The following is a 23775-nucleotide window of genomic DNA, read 5'->3' on the forward strand; positions in this document are numbered from 1 at the left end:
AGCCCTGGCGAGACCCGAATCAGAAACCAGCTGAAAATGCTTTCCCACCTCCTGGAGCTCGCCTACGGCGAGCTCCAGGAGGTGGGGCTTGTTGCTCACTCAAACCCGATCACTTACGCTTTTACTAGAGAGACCATCACGAGTTTCAACAACAAATGGGACATCCCCGCCGAGCAGCTTGACCGCGTCACGGTGCAGTGGCCCGACGGAACTGAGGCGAGCTACGCCAATGTGACTGCCGATAAGAAATGGCTGATCACACAAAATGAAACCACTGCGTTTGCCATGTCCAACTAACCGACGGTGGGTCGCCATCTCAGATCCAGCAACCGCACGCCAACGAAAGCATCATCACACGACGGTACCAGCGCGCTAAAACTGGCTTTTACGGTACCTTCCGGGCGGCATGCCCTTGGCCCGCCGAAACGCAACGCTCATGTATTCCTCCGATTCAAAACCCGTTCTCTGAGCGATCTGCGCTAGCGATAGTTTCGAGCCATTGAGCAACTGACAGATCCGGTCAATCCGTCGACGCACAATTTCTTGATAAATCGTTCGCCCTACTGTCTTTCGAAAACGCACCTCGAGCGAACGACGAGAAACGGGGATCACCCCCATAACATCCTGAACGTTGATCTGCTCGCTGTGATGGTCACGGATGAACCGCAGAGCCGCAGCGACGTCCGGGTCTTCGATCGCCAAAATATCGGTCGACTGCCGCGTCGCAACACCGATCGGACCAATGAGCCTGCAGTGCTGCTCCAACTCCTCCCCCTTCATCAAACAATCGAGTGAATGAGCAGCAGCGAATCCGATCTTCTTCGCCGCTGGTATCACGCTCGACAGCGGTGGCGTGGCCAGGTCGCAGAGGACCTCATCGTTATCGACGCCGAGCAACGCTAGATCCTCAGGCACTTTGATATCAATTTCCCAACAGATATCGAGAATCTGCCTAGCCTTGAGGTCGTAGCACGCGAGCAACGCCGTCGGACGCGGCAGCGACTTCAACCATTTCGCGATCGCTTTGCCCTCTCGGTCGAGCGACACTCGACCGCGGATCGGTGCCGGCGGCTTAAACACATGACATGCAAACCCCTCTTGGGCGGCACGCTCGACAAAGGCCCCCTGCCGCAGTTCCGACCACTTGAACCTTGCTTCACCGCAAAACGCGAGGTTTTCGAACCCACGCTCACGCAAATGATTAAAGGCAGCCTCCGCAATTCCGGCCTCGTCAATCTCCACCCACGGGACCCTGGGAAGTCGCCGCGCCGCACTGACGTCAACCACGGGGACCTTCGTGTTGCGAAGCGCATCGGCGATCTGCTCATTCTCGATTCGCGCGATAATCCCGTCGCCCTTCCAATCTTTCAACCACGGCGGCGGTGGCGCATCACGTTCCTGCTCGGGAAGGCGAATCGACCACTGTTCATTCTCGTGCATATAGGCCGCAATTCCCTGCAACATGCCACGCGAATAAGAGTTCGACGACTCAATCAGAAGAGCGACTGATTTCGCTTTTTTTGCCATTTTGTGCCCGCTAGGATGCCGAGTGCGACTTGCGATAACTCACATATTTATTGCGCATTATAGCATTCAATTAAGGATAGCTGATTCTACAATCGGTCTTAAGTTAAACCAGCCGTGCAAAGACCACGCGGGACAAATTCAGCCAATCTTTTTTTCACAGAACCAACAGTAATCGCACAAATCTTGGCGTTGTCATTTCATTGACACAACGTCACAAGCGAACACCATGCTCCCCACGCAACGGAAGCCCTAGGAAGACGAAACGCGGAGATTCAGGACAGTTCCCTGTCCGACTTCCCCACGCATTGAGTTATCCTAGATGAACTTCGGTTCATACCCTCCGCTTCCCTTGATGCTCCCATGAAATTCACGTTCCGCACCCTCCTGTTGTTCGTCACGTTCGCGTTTGTCGCATGGACATCGGTGGCGTCCGCTGTTGATTCGGTCACCGCCAAGGCCAACGGAATTCGGGTCCTGTTTCTCGGTGACTCAGGACGCAGTCATCAACCCGAATCACGCTTCCGAGAACTGCAGGAAGCACTGCAAGGACGTGTAGAGATAACGTACACGGAAAACGTATCAGATCTGGAGCCGCGGTATCTCTCTAGTTTTGACGCCGTTCTGCTCTTCGCCGACATCGACGCAATCGATCCCGTCAATGGCAACGCGTTATTGAGCTATATCCGTAAGGGCGGTGGCTTTGTGCCAGTGCACTGCGCGAGCTATTGCTTTCGCAACATGCCAGAGTTTGTCGCTCTCGTGGGCGCTCAGTTTAAGGAACACGGATCCGGATTGTTTCGAACCGAAATCGCTCGCCCCGATCATCCGCTGATGAAACGATATGGCGGTTTCGAGAGTTGGGACGAGACCTACGTGCACCAATTTCACAACGAGGCAAACCGAACCGTACTGGAGTACCGGGTTACCGAAAGCGGTCGTGAACCATGGACGTGGATTCGTCGCGAGGGGAAAGGGCGCGTGTTCTATACCGCATGGGGTCACGACGCCGCGACATGGACGAACCCGGGATTCCAAAACCTCATCGAACGAGGCATTCGCTGGGCTGCCGGTGGCGATCCGCTCGCTGCCGGTGACTACATGAACGACCTCGAGTTTCCCGTCCCCGCAATCAAGCCGCTCCCCAAGAATCTCAAGCCATTTGAATTCGTCGACGTCGACGGCAAGATCCCGATGTATGTCGCCACGGAAGAATGGCGTGTTCAGGACAAGCCCAAGAGCTTGATGCAAAAACCGCTCCTCGCGGAAGAATCCTTGAAACACATCGTGGTCCCCGAGGGATTTCACGTCGAATTGTTCGCCTCGGATCCGGACATCGATGGCAAACCGATCTCTATGGCGTGGGATGCCCGAGGGCGTCTTTGGGTCGCGGAAACGCTGGACTACCCCAACGATCTTCACCCCGATGGATACGGCAACGATCGCATACGCATCTGCGAAGACACCGATGGAGATGGACGCGCGGACCGGTTCACCGTGTTTGCCGAAGAACTCAGTATCCCCTCAACGTTGGTGTTCTCCAATGGCGGCGTGATCGTACAAAACGGAACACAAACTATTTTCCTACGTGACACAAACGGGGACGACAAAGCAGACGAAAGACAGATCCTGTTGACGAATTGGGGCTTGGAGGACACGCACGGCGGCGTTAGCAATTTCAAGTACGGGCTGGACAACTGGATTTGGGGAATGCAGGGCTACAACCAGTCGGAACCGACCGCGAACGAGAAGGTGATGATGAGTTGTCGGATGGGCTTTTTCCGATTCCCACCGGACGTCTCGCAAATGGAGTTCATTCGCTCCACCAACAACAACACATGGGGACTCGGGTTCAGCGAAGAGGGGCTCGTCTTTGGATCGACGGCAAATAGCAACCCAAGCGTCTACATGCCGATGGCTAATCGGTACTACGAGCGAGTTCGTGGCTGGACGCCGTCGCTGACGCTGTCATCCATCGCGGACAACTACCTGTTTGATCCGATCACCGAAAATTGCCGGCAAGTCGATTCGCACGGCGGTTACACCTCGGCGACCGGACACGCGTTGTACACCGCCCGCGAATATCCACGTGAATACTGGAATTCGGTTGCGTTCGTGAACGGCCCGACTGGGCATCTCGTCGGTGCGTTTGCTTTGAAGAAAAAAGGCAGCGACTTCAGTTCGAAAAGCGACTTCAATTTTTTCGCGAGCGATGACGAATGGGCCTCGCCCACGATGAGCGAAGTCGGCCCGGACGGTACCGTTTGGGTGATCGACTGGTACAACTACATCCTTCAACACAACCCAACGCCCGATGGTTTCGAAACGGGCAGCGGAGGCGCCTACGAAACCACGTTGCGTGACAAACATCGCGGTCGCATCTACCGCATCGTCCCGGATGACTTTGATCGCCCATTGACGGTCAACCTGGAGGAAGCAACTGCGACACAACTCGTCAATGGTTTGACAGATCCGTCGATGGTTAATCGCTTGCACGCACAACGCCTGCTCGTCGAGCGTGGACAAGGCGATGTCATCGACGAATTGGTGGCATTGGCAAGAAATGAAACAATCGATGAGATCGGTTTGAATGTCGGTGCGATCCATGCCTTGTGGACGCTCCATGGCCTCGGCCTGCTCGACGGAAATCAACCGGTTGCATCCCGGGCGGCATACGATGCGTTAAGGCATCCATCGGCAGGGGTGCGACGAAACGCGGCACGCGTCTTGCCGCTTACTGACGAATCAGTGGCAGCGCTTCTCGATGCCGAATTACTCACTGATGCCGATCCGCATGTTCAACTTGCCGCGATTTTGGCGTTGTCAGACCTGGCTGTAGGACCGATCGAGGAAAGCACCCAAGAAGAAGTTGCCGGTGCTCTTCTGGCAACGATGAAGATGCGGCGTCTGATGTCCGATCGCTGGATCCCCGATGCCATCACCAGTGCGGCGGCACAGTACAGCCCATATTTCTTGCGAGCACTCCAACGCGGCAACGACCTTCCAACAACCGCATTTCCGATCGTGCAACGTGTCGCAGAACATTACGCGCGTAACGATTCGGTCGGCGACGAAGCTGTCATTTTGGCGCATATCGAATCCGCTCAAACCGAAGTCCTTGACTGCGTCATCGCAGGGTTCTCAGCAGGCGGAAGTGGCGAACAATCCAAACCGATCGATCGCAATACGGACAAAAGTCTGCAACTCATTCTTGAACGAGTTTCGCCGAGTTCCAAAGGTGCGCTCGTTCGGATGGCCGCGCAGTGGAACAGCAAAGGCCTCGCCCGCTATCGTCAAGGGCTCGTCGCAGATTTGCTAAAAACGGTTCGTGACGAGGACGCGGCCGAAGCGGATCGAATTTCCGCAGCTGCTCAGGCGATCGACTTTTTGCAGAGCGATCGCGACGTCGTGGTCGACGTATTCAATGAAATTACTCCCCGAACGACTCCCACGCTCGCCGTAGGGTTGATCCAAGCGATGCAGGGAAGTCGATGGAAAGGTCTCGGCGACGAATTGATCGGGCGGCTCAACGCGTTAACCCCATCGGCCCGCCGAGCCGCATTTTCGTTGTTGCTAAAACGATCGGATTCGACGCTCGCGATCTTGAACGCTGCAAAACAAGGTAACATCTCGCTCAGCGAACTCGCCCTCGACCAACAACAGGCACTGGTCTCGCATCCGGACGAAGCTATCCGGGCACTCGCCAAACACTTGCTCGCCCAAGGCGGCGCGTTACCCAATGCGAACCGCATGAAGGTCATGTCGCACTACCAGTTGGCGACCATCAAAAAGGGTGACGTCGAACGTGGCCGCCAAATCTACATCCAAAATTGCGCCTCGTGCCATGTCCACCGCGACCTAGGACAACACGTTGGCCCCGACCTGACTGGCATGGCCGTTCATCCCAAACAGGAATTGCTAACACACATTCTCGACCCGAATCGCAGCGTCGAAGGAAACTATCGAGCGTACACCGTGCTAACGGTCGATGGAGTCATCCAAACGGGAATGCTCGCATCCGAATCGAAGACGGCAATCGAGCTGGTCGATACGAAAGGCAAGACCACGAATGTCCTCCGCGATGACATCGAAGAGTTGGTTGCCTCTACCAATTCAATCATGCCTGAAGGATTCGAGAACGCGATCAGTCGAGAAGCGATGACGGATCTGCTCGAGTATCTGGTCAGTCGCAGTCGGTACGTCCCCATTTCTCTGGACCGCTATGCCACCGCGATCAGCACTAGTGGGATGTTCCACAACGACGGCCCCGACCACTTCACCTTCGTGGACTGGAAACCCAAGTACTTTAAGGGGATTCCATTTCACCTGACCGATCCCATCGGTCAATCACGTCCCAACGTGATCATGTTGCACTGCCTCCAAGCCGCCAATCCGTCACGGATGCCAGCTTCGGTGACGCTCCCGTGCAACATGCCAGCAGGCGCTATTCATTTCCTCAGCGGTGTTGCAGGCTGGGGATACCCATGTGAAACCGACCAAATGGTCACCATGACCGTGCGGCTGAAATACAGCGACGGCCAATCCGAAGATCATTCGTGGATCAATGGTGTGCATTTCGCAGATTACATCCAACGTACCGAAGTTCCGGGCAGTGAATTCGCATTCGGATTCGAACGCGGCCAACAACTCCGTTACTTACGAATCATTCCTCGCCGGACCGTCAGCATCGAATCTATCGAATTGGTAAAGGGCCCGAGCGAATCGGCGCCCGTTGTTGTTGCAGTCACCGTAGAACCCATTCGCCCGACTCAATAGGTCCGTACGTCTCTCCGAATAGATAGACGCATGCGGTCCGCAATATGAAACCGAATTCATGTTCATTCCATCTGACGACCGCGACGCGATCACTTCCTTGCGAAGGGTTCGATTCGTTGACGGCGTCCTCTCTTTTCGGGGGACGTCTTTTTGACATCACTCACGCTCCTGTCGTGCCTGTTTTTCACATCACTCGTGGGTGTGTTGACATGGTGGATCACACGCAACGACGATCACGAAACCAGCTCAGGTTACTTCCTCGGCGGTCGTACTTTGACGTTCCCACTGATTGCGGGTTCGTTGTTGCTGACAAATCTCTCAACCGAACAGATGGTCGGGCTCAACGGCGTTGCATTCACAGATGGCCTCTGCGTGATGGCCTGGGAAGTCGTCTGTGTCATATCACTCGTTTTCATGGCGTGGTTTTTCTTGCCTCGCTTTCTCCGCAGTGGCGTTGCCACGGTCCCCGAGTACCTGGCGATACGCTACGACCATCAAACCCAAGTCATCACCAACGCAATCTTTCTAGTCGCCTACGTTGGAATCCTTCTGCCGATCATTCTTTACACCGGTGCCACCGGGATGATCGGCATTCTCAATGTTCCCGCAATGCTGGGTTCGCTTCCCGCAACGGTGGGGATCGAACCTGGAACACTCGCGTTGTGGATGATCGTGTGGTCCGTCGGAATTATCGGTTCGATCTACGCCTTGTTCGGTGGCCTTCGCACCGTCGCGGTATCCGACACCCTCAATGGTATCGGTTTGTTCGTCGGCGGCTTTATGATTACCGGCTTCGCGCTGTCACAACTAGGTGATGGTGGCGGGATCATGGCGGGTGCAGATCGCCTCATCAGTGAACAGAGGACTCGTTTCAACTCAGTCGGCGGCCCCGACGCCTCGGTTCCATTTGGGACACTGTTCTCCGGCGTGTTTCTGCTGACCCTGTTCTACTGGACAACGAATCAGCAGATCATTCAACGAACGTTCGGCGCCAGCAGCCTCGCCGAAGGGCAAAAGGGCGTGCTGCTGACCGGAGCACTCAAACTACTCGGGCCGATCTTTCTCGTTCTTCCCGGAATGATTGCCTTCAGTCTTTTCGCTGGGCAAGAAATCAAACCGGACGAAGCGTACGGACGACTCGTCAACCGCGTTCTGCCTGCACCGTTAACCGGATTCTTCGCCGCCGCGATGCTTGGGGCAATCTTGTCGAGCTTCAACTCGGCATTGAATAGCTCCTGCACCCTTTTCAGCTTAGGCGTCTATAAAAACCTGATTCGAAAAGAAGCGAACGAAACAGATGTCGTTCGCAGCGGCAAGGTATTCGGATGGATTGTCGCAATCATCGCAATGTGTGTGGCCCCGTTGCTCGCGAACACGACCAGCATCTTTGGGTATCTGCAAAAGATGAACGGGATGTACTTCATCCCAATTCTTGTCGTCGTCTTGATCGGCATGTCGACAAAACGCGTCCCGCCGATCGCTGCCAAACTAGCGTTGGCGATCGGGTTCACAGTGATCGCCACGGGCTACTTCGTGCATCCTTTTGACGAAATGGTTGCAGCTCTTCATGAACTCCATTTCCTTGGTCTCGTGTTCCTGTTCTTGGTAACGCTGATGCTCGTCATCGGAAAAACAGCTCCTCGCGATACCGATTTTGAGCAAACAAACGTGGGTGCCGTCGACATGACTCCGTGGCGTTACACGCCCTTCGCCGGCATGGCACTGATAGCCATGGTGTTTGCGATCTACATCTATTTTGCGGACTTTTCCGCTCCCTCTTTTAATTCGTCTCTTTCGGAACTTCGATGAAAACGTTTATCTCCTTCGCGGCTGCTTTCACGTTCGTGGCAAGCATCCTTTCCTTCTCCCCTTCGCATTGCTCGGGCGAGGTGTCTGACTTTGATTCGATCAAACTCTACACACTAAAAAACGATTCTGGGATGACGGCCAAGGTGACCAACTACGGTGCGATCATCACCTCCCTCATGGTTCCTGACCGCAACGGCGAACATGCCGATGTTGTACTCGGATATGACCGGCTCGAAGACTACATCAACGCGGTCGATAAACCGTATTTCGGCGCGATCGTGGGACGATATGGAAACCGAATCGCAAAAGGTGAGTTCTCGATCGACGGTGAAACCTACTCACTCGCTGTTAACAACGGTGAAAACCATTTACACGGGGGCGTGATCGGGTTTGACAAGGTGGTTTGGGACGTGGATCTGTTTGATGATCATCAGATCGTTCTCTCCTATCATGCCAAAGACATGGAGGAAGGATACCCCGGAAACCTCGCTGTATCGGTCACCTACACGCTGACGGACGACAATCGGATTGTTATTGACTATCACGCGACCACAGACAAACGAACGCCCGTCAACCTTACCCAGCACAGCTATTTCAATCTGAAAGGCGAAGGAAACGGAACGATCCTTGATCATCGTTTAACCATCAATGCAGATCGTTTCACTCCCGTGGATGCGGGTCTCATTCCGACCGGTGAACTGCGATCCGTCGCTTCAACCCCTTTCGATTTCACAACGGCAAAACCGATCGGGCGTGACATCCATATCGAAAACGAACAACTGACCTTCGGTGGCGGATTCGATCACAACTGGGTACTCAATCGCAGCGAATCGGACGGAGAGCTGGTGCTCGCGGCCCATGTCAGCGAACCCGAAACAGGTCGAACGCTAACCGTATTGACGACCGAGCCCGGCATTCAATTCTACTGCGGCAACTTCCTTGACGGTCGCCTTCGAGGCAAATCGGGCCAAGCCTATTTGCACCGTGGCGGATTCTGCTTGGAAACCCAGCACTTCCCCGACAGCCCGAACCACCCTGAATTCCCCTCGACGTTGCTTGCCCCTGGCGAAACCTATCAAACGCAGACCGTCTTTGCGTTCTCTACCGACAACGTGAGTCGCTAGACACACTCCCAATCGCTTGTTCCCCCAAAAAGCCTTCCCAAAGTATTGTTATGAAAACGCCTCGATATCATCTGCACACCGTATTTGCGTCCACACGCATTTGCGTTTGGACACTTACCCTCGCGGTTTTGTCGTTAGGACAATTACACGCCGCGGATCCCTTAACCAACACATGGAAATTCACAACGGACCGCCCCGACGTCGGTTGGCAAAAGGCTGCATTTGACGACAGCAGTTGGCAGGAAGGCGAAGGTGGATTTGGAACGCATTCAACACCTGGTTCTCGTGTAGGCACGACCTGGAAGACCGGCGACATCTGGCTTCGAAAATCCTTCAAGCTCGATCAGGTACCGCAGTCACCCGCCCTACTCCTTCATCACGATGATGAGACCGAAGTATTCATCAACGGCTCTCCCGTTGCAGAACTCACGGGATGGCAGACGTCTTACACGACCGTTCCACTCGATAAAAACCAACGTGAGTCTTTGAAACAAGGTGAAAACGTTTTGGCGGTTCACTGTCATCAGGACGCGGGGGGACAATACATCGACGTGCACGTGATCGACGCCGAAAATCCGCCAACGTTACCTCCGCTGTCACCGTTCAAATCGAAACTCATCACGCAGTGGGGAAGCGAACTGACTCCCGAAAACGCATGGACAGAATACCCACGTCCGCAGCTCGTCCGCGAAAACTGGACCAACCTCAACGGGAAGTGGGACTACACAGTCACGCCCGAGAAACAATTCAAAACCCCCGACACCTGGGACGGCGAGATCCTTGTTCCCTTTTGTCTTGAGTCGCGACTCGGTGGTGTGCAACGCATGCTGGATCCAACGGAAGCACTCTGGTATCACCGTGAATTCGACATAGCTATCGAAAAAGGCAAACGTACCCTGCTCAATTTCGAAGCCGTTGACTACCGCTGCGAAGTATTCATCAACGAAACCTCTGTCGGTGCACACCAAGGCGGCAACACCCCGTTTGCCTTTGACATCACCGACGCGGTCAAGAACGGCGTCAATACGATGGTCGTTCGCGTCGAGGACGATACCGAGGCGGCCCAACTCCGCGGAAAACAGGTGATTTCGCCCGGCGGAATCATGTACACCCAGGTCTCTGGAATCTGGCAAACCGTATGGCTCGAACAGGTTTCCCCGACCTACCTCAGTGATCTGTCGATTTCAACCAACGCCGCTGACGGAACGATATCGATCGCCTGCGAAACCGCTGGCGATGCGACCAACACGAAACTCCGTGTGGTCGTCAAAGATGAAGGATCCAAGGTTGCTGAAATCGAGTCTGCATCCAACGAGGCGAGCGTCACGATTCCAAATGCGAAACTTTGGTCGCCCGATTCACCTCACCTCTATTCGCTCGAGGTCGAACTGCTCGACGCCTCCAACAACATTGTCGATCAAGCGGAATCGTACGCCGGAATCCGATCCGTCGGAAAGGCACAAGACGCCGATGGCAACTGGCGAATGACGCTCAATGGCAAGCCGATTTTCCACTGGGGACCACTCGATCAAGGATGGTGGCCCGATGGTTTGCTCACGCCTCCATCGGATGAAGGCATGCTGTTCGATATTGAGTGGCTCAAAGCAGCAGGGTTCAACATGATTCGAAAACACATCAAGGTCGAACCACGCCGGTACTACTATCACTGCGATCGTCTCGGCATGATGGTTTGGCAGGACCAAGTAAGCGGTGGAAAAACGCCTCCTTGGACACATCTCGAACCTAATCCGACGGACGCAGACTGGAGCGACGCGAACCACGATCAATTCATGCTCGAGTTCGAATGGATGATTGACACATTAGAGAATCACCCTTCAATCGTAGTTTGGGGTCCCTTCAACGAAGCTTGGGGACAACACCGAACGATGGAAACGGGACAGTGGACCGTTGAGCGTGACCCGAGTCGGTTGGTCAACATCGCCAGTGGAGGCAATTTCTGGCCCGTTGGAGACATTGCTGACCAACACGCATATCCAAATCCGTTTTTCCCAGTTGAAGACGGCCGTTTCGACAACTTCATTCAGGTCGTCGGTGAATTCGGTGGTCATGGATATCCCGTCGAAGGTCACCTGTGGGATGCAGAGCGGGACAACTGGGGCTATGGCGGCCTGCCCAAGACGATGGCCGAGTATCGCGACCGCTACCAAACATCACTCAACATCCTCAACGAACTGCGGCACAAAGGCGTAGCCGCGGGTGTCTACACACAAACGACGGATGTCGAAGGTGAAATCAATGGCCTTATGACCTACGACCGTAAGGTAGAGAAAATTCCGCCCTCGGAATTAAAACAGATGCATCGAAAACTCTTCACTCCGATTTCACGACCGATTGGAACCGACCAGTGAAAAGTCATTGATGCCCTAAGGCGGCACACCGCCTGCAACCCAGACACGTTGTCTGGCTACGTCGCGGACGCATCCTAATCGAGCGTCCCACCCCATTTTGAAACTAGGCGTTCGACGCTTTCGCTGGCGCGCGCGCCCGCACTAACGCCGTCCTTCACACTCTCCCCCAATGGACAACAACCATGAACTGCAAACTCCTCATTACCACTGTGTTGCTATGCATCACGCAACTCGCCTTTCTACCCGACGGGTACTGCGATGACGCAACGGAAACCACGAAGCCGAACGATTTTCGCCCGCCTGCCGTGCCCCTCGTCGCCTGTGACCCGTACTTCAGCGTTTGGTCTCAAGCCGACAACCTCTGGGAAACCAAAACGACTCACTGGACAGGCAAACCACACCGATTGGCGGCAATCATCCGTATCGACGGAACTCCGTATCGCTTGATGGGCGCCGAACCGCAAACCATCGTCGCGATGGAACAGAAATCCGTTGAGGTACGCCCCACGCAAACGATCTATCAGTTTGCGTGCGAGCAGGTCGCCGTCGAACTCACATTCACGACACCTTCACTGCCCGACGACATCCTCATCCTCAGTCGCCCGACGACATACGTGGACTGCAAGGTTACGTCGATCGATCAAAAACAACACGACGCTGAATTCTATTTCGATGCAGGCGGTGAACTCACGACGAACACGCTTGAGCAGACCGTTTCCGGATCAACTCCGACAATCGCGGGCGTCTCTGCCTTGAAAATCGGTACGGACTCGCAACACGTACTCGGACGGTCCGGAGACGACTTGAGAATCGATTGGGGATACCTCTATCTCGCTGCTGACTCCCGCTTCCAAGCTCGCACGACATTCGGCAACGCAAAATCGCTTCGGCACTGTTTCGGCCAATCCGGTGTCGAGGCGCTGAACAACGTCACGCAAACCTTCCCGGTCAAAGCTGGCGAAGTCGTTGCATCACTCGCCATGTCTCTCGGTTCCGTTGCCGACCAACCCGTCGCCTGTCATGCATTGATCGCCTATGACGATCTCTATTCGATTGAATTCATGAAGAAGCGTCTTCGTCCGTATTGGCGTAAAGACGGTTGGGAAGCTGACGATCTCATCACCGCAGCCGTAAACGAGCACGATGAACTCATCAAACGCTGCGTCGAGTTCGATCGTGAACTTCTTTCGGATTTAACGATCGCGGGTGGAAAGGAGTACGCAGACATTGCGTCGCTCGCGTACCGCCAATGTTTGGCCGCGGGGAAATTTGTTGCCGACGACAATGGACAACCGTTGCAGTTTTGCAAAGAAAACCACTCCAACGGATGCATCGCAACCTCCGACGTTTTCTATCCGATGATGCCGCAGTTTCTGCTGTTCGGGCCATCGATGACCAAATCCGTTCTCGTTCCGTTTATGGAATATGCCGCTTCGGATCGCTGGAAGTTCCCATACGCGCCCCACGATTTGGGCACGTACCCCAAAGCAAACGGACAGCGATATGGTGGGGGAGAGAACAGCGAAGACGGACAAATGCCTGTCGAAGAATCCGGCAATCTTCTCGCATTGTTCGGCGCACTGGCCAAAATGGAAGGCAACGCTGACTTTGCTGAGATCTATTGGCCACAACTGAGTTCGTGGGCAAACTACCTTAAAGAAAAAGGATTCGACCCCGACAACCAACTCTGCACCGATGACTTTGCCGGCCACATGGCCCACAACGTTAACTTGAGTGCAAAGGCGATCGTCGGTTTGGGCTCGTACGCCATGCTGTGTGAAATGCGGGGATTGCACGACGAAAGCAAAGAGTACGATACAATCGCGAAACAATACGCACGGCAATGGATCGCCACCGCCCGAGACGGTGATCACTTTGTCCTGGCTTTCGACCGCAAGGGCACCTGGAGCCAAAAGTACAACCTAGTTTGGGATCGCATTTTAGGCCTCGGTCTGTTCCCGGACGAAGTGCTTGAAACCGAAATGGCGTTCTATCGCAAAACGCAAAACGAATACGGTTTGCCTCTCGACAGCCGGTCCGACTACACCAAACTCGATTGGGTATTGTGGACCGCAACGTTGACGCAAAAGCGTGAAGACTTCGATGCGTTGATGATGCCTGTACACAAGTTTCTCAGCGCGACGCCGCAACGCACCCCGATGACCGATTGGTACTTCACATCGACGGCGGTCAAAGTCGGATTCGATGCACGGCCCGTCGTGGGCGGTGTTTTCCTGAAACTGCTCTACGATTCCGCAATTTGGAACAAGCATGCTCAACGCGATAAAACCAAAGCCGAAGGCTGGGCGCCGATGCCTGTTGCTCCGGAAACCATCACGTTGGTTCCCACTAGCGAAAAAACACAAACGCTCTATCACTACGTGACGACCGAACCCAGTGGTGAATGGTACGCTGACGACTACTCAACATCCGACTGGAAACAAGCCCGTGGCGGATTGGGAACGGAATCCCCGAGCACCACAAAATGGGCAACCCCTGAAATCTGGGTTCGACGAATTGTTGATATCAACACTCCGGTTCCGGAAAAGGTTGCCTTGCGAATTTGGCACGATGAGGACGCGAGTGTTTACATTAACGGTCAACATGTCATCACACTCGGTGGCTACACGACCGGGTACGAGGTTTACGAGATTCCATCTTCCTCACTCAAACAAGGCAAGAACACGGTCGCGATTTACGTACGGCAATCCACCGGCGGTCAATTTATCGACGTCGGATTTGACGCATTGGTCGCGTCCAACTAGCAATAGAAAAAGGGGCGCAAACTCAATTCGCGTTTGCGCCCTTGTGACAACGTTTAAACTTCTTAATCACTCCAATTGAAAAACAACCTACGATGAAACTCCCGATTCGCTCTCTCTTTGGCCTGACGCTTGTTGCCCTCGCCTTTACATGTGCAAACGCGGACGATCCAAATTGGACGTCACTGTTTAATGGCACCAATCTCGACGGTTGGAAGAAAGTCGGATCCGACAACAGTCAGTGGGAAGTCGCCGATGGAGTGATTCAAGGATCTGGCGGAACGTCGATGCTAGTCACGACAACCGGCCCCTATCAGAACTTCAAATACCGCGTCGAAATCAAGATTAACGACAGAGGCAACTCAGGAGTGTATTTCCGAACGTCCGCAAATCCTGGTTTTCTCGATGGCTACGAGGCTCAGGTCGACAGCACGCATAGCGATCCGATTCGAACCGGATCGTTGTACGGTTTTTGTCATGTATACAAGCAGCACGTCAAACCCGACACCTGGTTCACGTATGAATTGGAAGTGCGAGACGACGTTTGGCGTGGTCGCGAAATGACTCGAATCAAAATTTCCATCGACGGAAATGAATTGTACGAGTACTTAGATTTTGAAAAGACCTTCAAGGAAGGTCATTTCGCCTTCCAACAACACGATCCCGGTAGTCGTGTTAGCATCCGCAAGGTAGACGTCATTCCACTTCCGTAGTTAAGCGGATTCGACATACGTACAGAAAGACGACGATGAGCAGGGCTGCTATCATTGCGTTCGCAATGAGCTTGATTGTCTGCGGCACAGGAACTTCGCTGTGCGCAAATGATTCAGGCTCACCGAATGCCACTTCAACAGGTATTTCGGCTAGTCGGACACAAATGCGATGGCCGACGGACAGAGTGCTTCCGGTCTTCGCCAGCCCCGCGAGCCAACTCGACGCGATTGAGATTCAATCGCTAACTCGAGACGAGCGGATTGCGTTTTCGGCATTGCAAGGACGCATTAATTCGACGCAGCCTCGTCTACTGTTGCTCGATGCGCGTGCCGAAGAAGGACGTGATACGTGGGTCGAAACCTCAACCAACAACCTTGGCGAGCGAAACCTCTTCGTTCGTGAAGATCGCTTCAAACTCGTCGCGAAATATGCGGACGAAATATCCGGATTGGTTTTATACGCGACCGACGTTAGCCATCATTACCGAAATCTCGCCTGCACAGTGGCCGGACTTCACAACGCATTACCTGTCACCTACGAGATTCAACAAGAACTTCTCAAGCATGGAATTGAACTTGATGTACTCGTTGACCTGACCCAACTCAGGTTTGAGTCTCCATTAGAAATCTACCAGCACCTGCACACGACCTATTGGCCTCATTGTACCAAACGCCTCATCGTCAGTGCGAATCCCAGTAGCCGTGGCGGGGATCTCCACCACACACGTGATATTGCGGCCGCAACGGGAGCCGCGGTCGTCTGGCTCGACAACCGAAACCCGGACGAACGCAAGCTCATGCAGATGTTTTTCTCTGACATGGATACCGGCAACGCGATCGTACTGGGATGGTACACCACCGAACGATCTGGAATTACGACCGCATCCGAATTCGGAATCGGAACATTACCTGCCGATCACTTTTCCAACGGCAGTGTCTATGCGGGAACGAATTTGCCAATCCAAATCCCGCCGGTGCCACCAAAGCCTGCGCTGGAAAACAAGGCCTACATCGCCCTCTTCGTCAGTGACGGAGACAACATCCAGTACGCCCAACACGCGATGCGACGCATTTGGGATGCCTACGAGTCGACGCGTGGCAGGGTTCCAATCAATTGGACGATCGCCCCAGGGCTCGCAGACGTCGCACCGGGAATCATGAACTATTACTACACGACTGCATCGGACAAAGAGTGTTTCGTTTCAGGTCCGTCTGGAATGGGTTACGCGATTCCATTCAATACGCTGGAAGAACCTGGGGCACCGGTGGGTATCGCAATGGAGGGCGGCGATGCGATGTCCGGCTATACCCAACTAACGCAAGCTTATCTCGAGCGTTCGGGATTACGTGTGATCACTATTTGGGATGACGCCACACCTGAACAACGGGATGCTTACGAACGGTTCTGCCCAAACCTTTATGGGGCAACGGTACAAAATTTCCAAGACGTCCCTTCGGTTACATCGAGCGACGTCAACGGACGCGTCCACTTCGACAAATTGGCGATTCCCTATGCAGGTTCATTTTCGCACGCGTATCGCTCAGTAATCGAAAAAATTGAACATTGGGACGGGGCATCGCCTTTGTTTCTTTCCTACCAAGCCAATATTTGGCAGGAACTCAAACCAGACCGAATCGTCCGATTGCAACACGCGATTACGGATAAATATCCTGACAAAGTCAACTTCGTTCGAGCCGATCACTACTTCAACCTCTACAACGAAGCGAACGGTCTACCGTGGAATCTGTCGATGTCAACGAAGACCCAGGTCAACGCCAATTGCAACGAGAAGGATCTCTCGCACGTCACCGACGGTTCGACGAGCACCATTTGGAACGTGACACGAGTCCAGAATGCCGCGTTGCAGTTCGATTTCGGCGAGCAATACGCGGTGTCTCGCCTTCACATTCAAACTCCTCGCCCATCAATCGAGGGTAACGATTCCGCTCATGAAGAGTTCACGATGACCATCGAGTGCAGCGTCAACGGTAGCGACTGGATCCCGCTTGAGACGTTTGACAACACGATGAACTCAGTCGTAAAGATCTCACCAGCGAGGACACTTCAGTTCCTGCGGATGTCATTGACCGATCAAGATGCGACGATCTCCGAAATTGAAGTTTTCGGTTCGCGTCTACCTTGATCGCAGATCAATACGTAAAATACTGAATTGACGAAATCCCGGACGCCGGGCTCCGGACGGCTCATTCACATGTCGATTGAATCGACCGCAACTATCTGTCCGTTTTCTTGGCCCGACCTCATCACGGCATCCATGATCGCTTGCGTCTTCAATGAAGCGATTGGCCACGCCGGATCGAGTTGGCCGCAGTTGACGATCGACGCGAACCGTCGAAAAAGTTCCGTTTCCGGAGCATCGACACCACTATCGGAAACCTCCTGCACGACACGATCCTCGCGGTTCTCAAAGAGTTTAAACTCACACCCCAAATTTTGACTTGCAGGTGTCGAGAATTGATAGCGAGACTGCTCGCCATGATACGGGAGCACGAAATCGGATAGTGACAACTGGCCTTTCGTGCCACTGACACAAGCCCATTGCTGCAACCCGGTTACGAAACTGTTGTAAAACGACGCCGAAACGCCATTCGCAAATAGCAACTCGCCACTCATCTCCATCGGTATAGGATTGGGGCTGTCGCTTCGATGACGAGTCTGCAAGAAAGTCGCCTTCACGTGGGCCGGCATCTCGTAACTCATCGCCCACAAGGCGTGCCGTATCGAATACCAACCGAGATCCCCTAACGCACCGAACGGTTCTAAATCGCTGTTCAATCGGATGTCGCTGTCCTCAAAGTCCTGCCCACCGTTGAAACTGAATTGACTGGTGATTCGCCGAATGGATCCGATTGATTCGTTCGCATCAAGAACCGAACGCATCTCCCGGTAGCGAGCAGTGTGCTCGAACATCAGTCCATCCATGAACTGCACCCCATTGGTCTCGCAGGCGTCAATCATCTCACGGAGGTCCGCCGCGTTCGAGGAACAAGGCTTCTCACAAAGAACGTGCTTGCCTTTTTCCGCGGCGCGAATCACCCACTCCTTGCGTAACGCCGTCGGCAAAGGAATGTAGACCGCGTCGATATCCGACCGACTCAAGAGATCTTCGTATCCAGCCACGGCTGCTGGTGACTCTGAGAACGGCTGAGTGGACTGACACTCGTTGATAAATGCAAGCGCCTTCTCGGGTTGACGACTCGCGACGGCGACGACCTGACCGTTACCAGAATTCTTTACCGCGAGCCAGTTTTTGCGGGCAATATTGGCGGCACTGACAAATCCCCATCGGCATATTTGGGACATAATAAATGAATCGTTTGTTAATGATGTGCGTGATAAAAGAGGGGTTGGCTATTCGCGTAGAAATCGCTGCAGCATGAACTGTGAAAGAATGAACTTCCAGTACGTGTTGAAGTCATTCACTCCCGTGACGCCCCAATTCTTAGTAGCGACACAGCAACATTGCTGCAGCGGTTGAAACGCAAATGTTGCTCGAACCGGACGGTTCATCGTTGACGTTGTTACTGACGAACCAACTTAGACGAACCGAGATGCATGGCCACAGCCCGACGGTTCTAAGCGATGATCTCGTTGATTGGACGTGTATCTTCCACTCCGACGAGTCGTTGATCGAGCCCGCCATAGAAGTATGAGAGACGATTCGGGTCGAGTCCCATTTGATTCAGAATCGTTGCATGGACCCGCCGCACGTGCAGTCGGTCTTCAACAGCCTTTGCACCGATTTCATCGGTTTTCCCGTAGCTAACGCCACCTTTGATTCCGCCTCCGGCCATCCACATCGTGAAACCGTAGGCGTTGTGATCTCGTCCGGTTCCTTCGGCGTATTCTGCAGTCGGCTGCCGCCCAAATTCACCTCCCCAAACCACGAGAGTTTCGTCGAGCATTCCACTTTGCTTGAGATCTTTCAGCAAAGCAGCAACGGGTTGATCGGTTTGACCGGCATGAAGCGTATGGTTTTGAACCAAGTCACCGTGCGCATCCCAGTTGTCATCGTTGTGAGCGCCGCCGGAGTAGATTTGCACAAATCGCACGCCGCGTTCGACCAGCCGGCGAGCCATCAAGCACTGTTTGCCAAAGTAACTCGTCTGCTTTTTATCGATGCCATACATCTTTTGCGTGGCCGCGGTTTCTTGGGAGAGGTCAACCGCCTCCGGTGCGGTACTCTGCATTTTATAGGCAAGTTCATAACTCGCAATTCGGGCAGCGAGTTGTGAATTGCCCGGATGAACCCGTGCATGGTCCTCGTTGAACGTGCGGAGCGTGTCAAGTATCTTTCGCTGGGCACCGTCGGTCATGCTCGCTGGACGTTTCAGATCCAAGATCGCCGTTCCCTCGCTGCGGATGACAACGCCTTGGTAGGTCGCCGGCATGTATCCGCTCGACCAGTTCTTCGGACCACTGATCGGGCCGCCCGAACCATCGAGCATCACGACAAATCCAGGCAAGTTTTCGTTCTCACTGCCGAGGCCATAGTTAATCCATGAACCGAGACAGGGATTGCCGCTTTGGATTTTACCGGCGTTCATTTGCAACATTGCCGAACCATGAATCGGTGAATCCGCAGTCATGCTATGCAGAAACGCGATGTCGTCCACGCAGGTTCCGACGTTCGGAAAAAGGTCAGAAACCCATTTGCCGCATTCACCGTATTGTTTGAATTTCCATCTCGGCTCGACAATACGTCCTTTACTTTTATGCCCGCCGCGGCCGAACGTTTTCACGTCGATCGACTTGTTGTCCATGCCATACATGTTCGGCTTGTAATCGAACGTATCGATATGGCTCGGCCCGCCATACATGAAGAGGAAAATCACCGATTTCGCGGCGGGTGCAAAATGCGGAATTTTTGCAGCAAGTGGATTAGTCCACTCGGACTGGCCATCGGCCGTCCGATCCTGGGCGGACAGGAACGAATTCTCGAGCAGCCCCGAAAGGGCGAGTCCGGTGAAACCGCCACCGGCCTGCCACAAAAACTCACGTCGCGTTCGGTTACAGAAATTTGGATTCATATCAGGTCCTCATTCTCAATGAGAAAGAGCAAAGTGGGGAGATTAATCGACGTAGACAAATTCATTGAGATTGAGTGCGAGCAGACAAAACGCCTCGAACGATTCTTCGGCCGTCATGGCCTCCTCCGTCAAGAGGAGTTCACACATCGAAACGGCCCGGTCAATTTCGAACTCGGTCGCAGTGCGTTGAGTCACGCGTGCAATTACTTCCGCGACTCGGCCTCGCAATTCTGGATGCTCGGACGTCACTGAACGAGCTAACGCTCGAGCCTGTCCGTTCGTGAAATCGCTGTTCATCATCCCGAGAGCCTGCGTCGGCTGTGTGGTGATGAACCGGACGGGACACGTGTTGTCAGTGTCCGCTGAATCGTTGGTCGACAAAATGGGCACCGGTAACGAGCGTTTAACATGAATGTAGATACTCCGTCGCCGTCGCTCGCTCTCCGACGAATTGCCCCACCCCTGGCCGGGCACGCTTTGTCCGGCCAACACTTCTTTGGGCTGGATTGGGAAGATGCTCGGGCCAAACATCTGCTCGAGATTCAGACTTCCGTTTACAGCGAGAATCGAGTCGCGAATCTCTTCCGCTGTCAAACGTCGAACATCAAATCGCCAAAACAGATCGTTCTCAGGGTCAGCGTCGTACGCGTCCTGGTTAAACGCGGACGACATCTGATAGGCCTGCGACAACATGATGGCCCGGTGCATCGCCTTGATACTCCATCGATGCCCCACAAACTCCGACGCCAACCAGTCCAGCAATTCGGGATGCGTGGGCGCAGCCCCCTGGAATCCGAAATCGCTCGACGTGCGAACGATCCCGCGACCGAAGTGATACTGCCAAAGGCGATTCACCATGACACGCGCGGTCAACGGGTTCTCGTCGCTAGAGAGCCACCTCGCCAACGCCAACCGTCGCCCGGTCGACGACCTATCCTCGGGAATCGTGATCTGCGGCTCAGGCGGCGAAAGAACCGACAGAAAACTCGGAGTGACTTCATCGCCGGTCACGTTGGCATTGCCCCGAATCCGCATGTAGCTGATCGGCGGATCCGCTCCCTCTTCGGTCACAGAAAGTACAGGCATCGTCCCTGGCGGCATCTCCACCAGTCGCTGCAGTTCTCTCCGGGCCTGATGAAAAATGTCAAACTGATGCTGAGTCAGTACCGAACCGATTCGTTTGCGGAGCAATCGCTCTCGATTCATTTCGTACTGGTATTCCTCATGTTCAACAGGCTCGAAATCCGGTTTGGCGATCGCTTCGATCCGTTCAATCTTCTTCCTCAAACGACGAACCTTCGCCTCGTGTTGCTCACGTTCCTCCGGTGTCGCTTCTCCGGGAATCTTTCGAATCGACGCCGCTTCGACGGACTCGCCACTGCGATCGCCGTAACGTCGAATGTTTTCAAAGAATGAAACCATGCTGTAGTAATCCGACTGAGGGATCGGATCGATTTTATGATCGTGGCATCGAGCACAATCGACTGTCAAACCGAGAACGGTTTTTGAGGTCGTGCCAACGATGTCATCCAACTCGTCAAATTTTGCCTGCAGCCGATCCGCCGGCTCATCATCCCACGCGCCGAGTCGATAATATCCGGTCGCGATCAACGCGTCGGCAGTCGGTGTCGGGAGTTCATCGCCGGCGAGTTGTTCAGTCAAAAATTGATCGTACGGTTTGTCATCATTGAGCGCACGAATGACGTAGTCTCGGTAACGCCAAACAAACGGCTTGGCCGCATCTCGTTCAAAGCTATTTGTTTCCGCATAGCGAACGAGGTCGAGCCAATGGCGCCCCCATTTTTCGCCGTAGTGTGGAGAGGCAAGCAGTTCATCGATCAAGTTGGCATATGCTTGTGGTGAATCATCCGAAACGAAAGCGGCAACCTGCTCGGGTGTCGGCGGCAATCCGACCAAGTCGTAGTACGCGCGACGAATGAGTTGCCGACGCGATGCCGGAGGAGCAGGCGTTAAGCCCGTCGACTCCAATCCACGCAGGATGAAATGATCGATCGGATTTCGCGGCCACTCCTTCATCTCGACCACAGGCGGTTGTGGACGAACGACTTTTTGAAACGACCACCATTTTTTGGTTTCGTCGTTCACCTGCGGAACCGACGAATGAGAGGGCGGCACGAACTCCATTTCTTCCGATGGCGGAAAAGGTGCTCCGATTTCGACCCAACGCGTCAGCGTTTGAATCTGTGAGTCACTGAGTTTTCCATCCGGTGGCATTTCATAAACGTCATAATTGACCGCTTGCAGAAGAACGCTCTTCGCAGGATCATCTACATCGATCGCGGCACCGGAATCGCCTCCATGAACCAGTGCCGCATGCGACGTCAGCAACAGGTTGCCGGCAATATCGTCGGGATCATCGGCGTGGCACTCATAGCAGTGTTCCGCGAGAATTGGTTTGACTTCTTCCAAATAGAACTGGTGAAGCGCCACGAGGTCCTGATCATTCGACAGAACCGTTTCGGCGAATACCTGCGATGTTTGAAAAACGGAACCAAACAATCCAGCAAGGAACAATCCGGCGCACAAGAGTTTCTGTTTCATTGAAAGATTGCGTGATCACGCTTTGGGGGGAGGCGGGATGCGTGACCCTCGTCATTGATGTCGGGTTCACTGCATTAACCAAGGTTAGCCAGCGTCCCTGCCGCGTTTAATGCGTTTGTGCGCATAAAACCAGTCTATTCGCGCAGCCAGCTTCTTCAATTGCCGGCATTGCTGCTGGCTCTTCTCCCCTAAATTTCACACGGGATCCATCTAATTCCGAGCGAAAGCCAATTCAGCTTTCTTCGCGCGGATTTCGGCGAGAGCAATTCAAATGATGATGTGCCTGGCCACGGTCGCGGGACCCACCAAACTTACCCCCGACAATGTCTAGCGTCGTCGGGAAAATCCTTTGAGACAACGCTCTAACGACAGGTAAGACAGCCCCATCTCGAAGACTGAATCAAGATACCGCTTTTGAAACCGGCGACAGTCAAGTTGAGAGCGTGCACGTTCCGCGCGATTTGCCCAACGGTGCCGAAGCACAATCAGCAACCGAACCCCGTTACGAGCACGAACGAAACAGGGCAGTCCGCATCCGGCCATTTCAGATGCGGATATTTTACCGTGGATTCAATCGGCCCAAACCGAATTGAAACTCTGCCATTCCTGTATTGAGCAACACCGAATTTTTTGGGGGGTGCGTCCGGTGTCGATAAATCATCATTCGATTTAACCGATTTCGTTTACCTTCCTTGACAATCCTTGCGACTCAAAGAAAGGGCGACACTGTCGTACGGCCAGCCTCCGTGAGGCTGACCGACATGGGTGCGATCAAGCAACGAAGCGAGTGCAACTCGCGTCTGATGCTACTCTTCTTTCGGCGGGCCTTTCCTGGCTTCCGTGGACATGTCCTTCATAGCTTGGGATTCCATCGCGGCACCTTCCGCCATGGCTTCCTTTGCTTTCTCTTGCATTTCCATGTACGCCTTGATGTCCTGCGGATCGGCATCTTCAACCAAGTTGCTGGTCCCACTCTCACCGCAACCGGCGACAACCAGCCCGGCTGCCAGCAGTATTCCTACAATCGTCTGTCGCATCGCAATTCTCTTTGGTTAGGTTTAGCAAGATGCCAGACGCATCCGCG

Annotated in this window: 14 protein-coding genes; 8 read left to right on the forward strand and 6 right to left on the reverse strand. The window is 53.9% G+C overall.

Translation table 11 applies throughout. The features are described from left to right. A partial coding sequence (locus tag FHS27_RS08155) for a hypothetical protein (protein ID WP_221224958.1) occupies positions 1-297 on the forward strand: 297 nt, incomplete at its 5' end. A 75-nt stretch (positions 298-372) separates the two neighbouring features. Here FHS27_RS08155 and FHS27_RS08160 read toward each other — a convergent pair. Beyond that, on the reverse strand, positions 373-1527 hold the full coding sequence (locus FHS27_RS08160; RefSeq protein ID WP_184304007.1) for an AraC family transcriptional regulator: 1155 nt from the start codon (positions 1525-1527) through the stop codon (positions 373-375). 360 nt (positions 1528-1887) lie between these two features. On the opposite strand from FHS27_RS08160, the gene FHS27_RS08165 reads away from it, so the two are divergent. The 7 genes from FHS27_RS08165 to FHS27_RS08195 all read left to right on the forward strand — a co-directional run bounded on the left by FHS27_RS08165 (position 1888) and on the right by FHS27_RS08195 (position 17221). Then, entirely contained in the window at positions 1888-6300 is a 4413-nt protein-coding gene (locus FHS27_RS08165) for a PVC-type heme-binding CxxCH protein (RefSeq protein WP_184304009.1), read from the forward strand. 150 nt (positions 6301-6450) lie between these two features. Beyond that, the gene (locus FHS27_RS08170) at positions 6451-8109 is read left to right on the forward strand and encodes a solute:sodium symporter family transporter (RefSeq protein WP_184304011.1); all 1659 of its coding nucleotides are present in this window, start codon (positions 6451-6453) and stop codon (positions 8107-8109) included. Beyond that, on the forward strand, positions 8106-9233 hold the full coding sequence (locus tag FHS27_RS08175; protein WP_184304013.1) for an aldose epimerase family protein: 1128 nt from the start codon (positions 8106-8108) through the stop codon (positions 9231-9233). The genes FHS27_RS08170 and FHS27_RS08175 overlap by 4 nt, the downstream gene beginning before the upstream one ends. 50 nt (positions 9234-9283) lie before the next feature. Continuing rightward, positions 9284-11602, forward strand: a complete 2319-nt coding sequence (locus FHS27_RS08180; RefSeq protein WP_184304015.1) for a glycoside hydrolase family 2 protein — start codon at positions 9284-9286, stop codon at positions 11600-11602. 182 nt (positions 11603-11784) lie between these two features. Next, entirely contained in the window at positions 11785-14367 is a 2583-nt protein-coding gene (locus tag FHS27_RS08185; RefSeq protein ID WP_184304017.1) for a glutaminase family protein, read from the forward strand. A 92-nt stretch (positions 14368-14459) separates the two neighbouring features. Continuing rightward, the gene (locus FHS27_RS08190) at positions 14460-15077 is read left to right on the forward strand and encodes a 3-keto-disaccharide hydrolase (protein ID WP_184304019.1); all 618 of its coding nucleotides are present in this window, start codon (positions 14460-14462) and stop codon (positions 15075-15077) included. A gap of 164 nt (positions 15078-15241) precedes the next feature. Beyond that, a complete protein-coding gene (locus tag FHS27_RS08195) occupies positions 15242-17221 on the forward strand; it encodes a discoidin domain-containing protein (RefSeq protein ID WP_246419283.1) in 1980 nt (659 codons plus the stop codon). Between the two features lie 65 nt (positions 17222-17286). On the opposite strand, the gene FHS27_RS08200 is transcribed toward FHS27_RS08195, so the two are convergent. From FHS27_RS08200 to FHS27_RS08220, 5 genes are all read right to left on the reverse strand, one after another. After that, positions 17287-18402 carry a Gfo/Idh/MocA family protein gene (locus tag FHS27_RS08200; RefSeq protein ID WP_221224959.1) on the reverse strand — a complete coding sequence of 372 codons (1116 nt, stop codon included), beginning with the start codon at positions 18400-18402 and terminating at the stop codon, positions 17287-17289. Positions 18403-18450: 48 nt separating this feature from the next. Then, on the reverse strand, positions 18451-18609 hold the full coding sequence (locus tag FHS27_RS08205) for a hypothetical protein (RefSeq protein WP_184304022.1): 159 nt from the start codon (positions 18607-18609) through the stop codon (positions 18451-18453). Positions 18610-18674: 65 nt separating this feature from the next. Next, positions 18675-20129: a DUF1501 domain-containing protein gene (locus FHS27_RS08210; protein WP_184304024.1), complete on the reverse strand. Its 1455-nt coding sequence runs from the start codon at positions 20127-20129 to the stop codon at positions 18675-18677. 42 nt (positions 20130-20171) lie between these two features. Then, positions 20172-22691, reverse strand: a complete 2520-nt coding sequence (locus FHS27_RS08215) for a PSD1 and planctomycete cytochrome C domain-containing protein (protein WP_184304026.1) — start codon at positions 22689-22691, stop codon at positions 20172-20174. Between the two features lie 806 nt (positions 22692-23497). Next, positions 23498-23728: a hypothetical protein gene (locus tag FHS27_RS08220; RefSeq protein ID WP_184304028.1), complete on the reverse strand. Its 231-nt coding sequence runs from the start codon at positions 23726-23728 to the stop codon at positions 23498-23500. Positions 23729-23775 lie beyond the last annotated feature (47 nt).

Origin of the sequence: Aporhodopirellula rubra (assembly GCF_014192335.1) — a bacterium.
Lineage (GTDB): Bacteria > Planctomycetota > Planctomycetia > Pirellulales > Pirellulaceae > Rhodopirellula > Rhodopirellula rubra.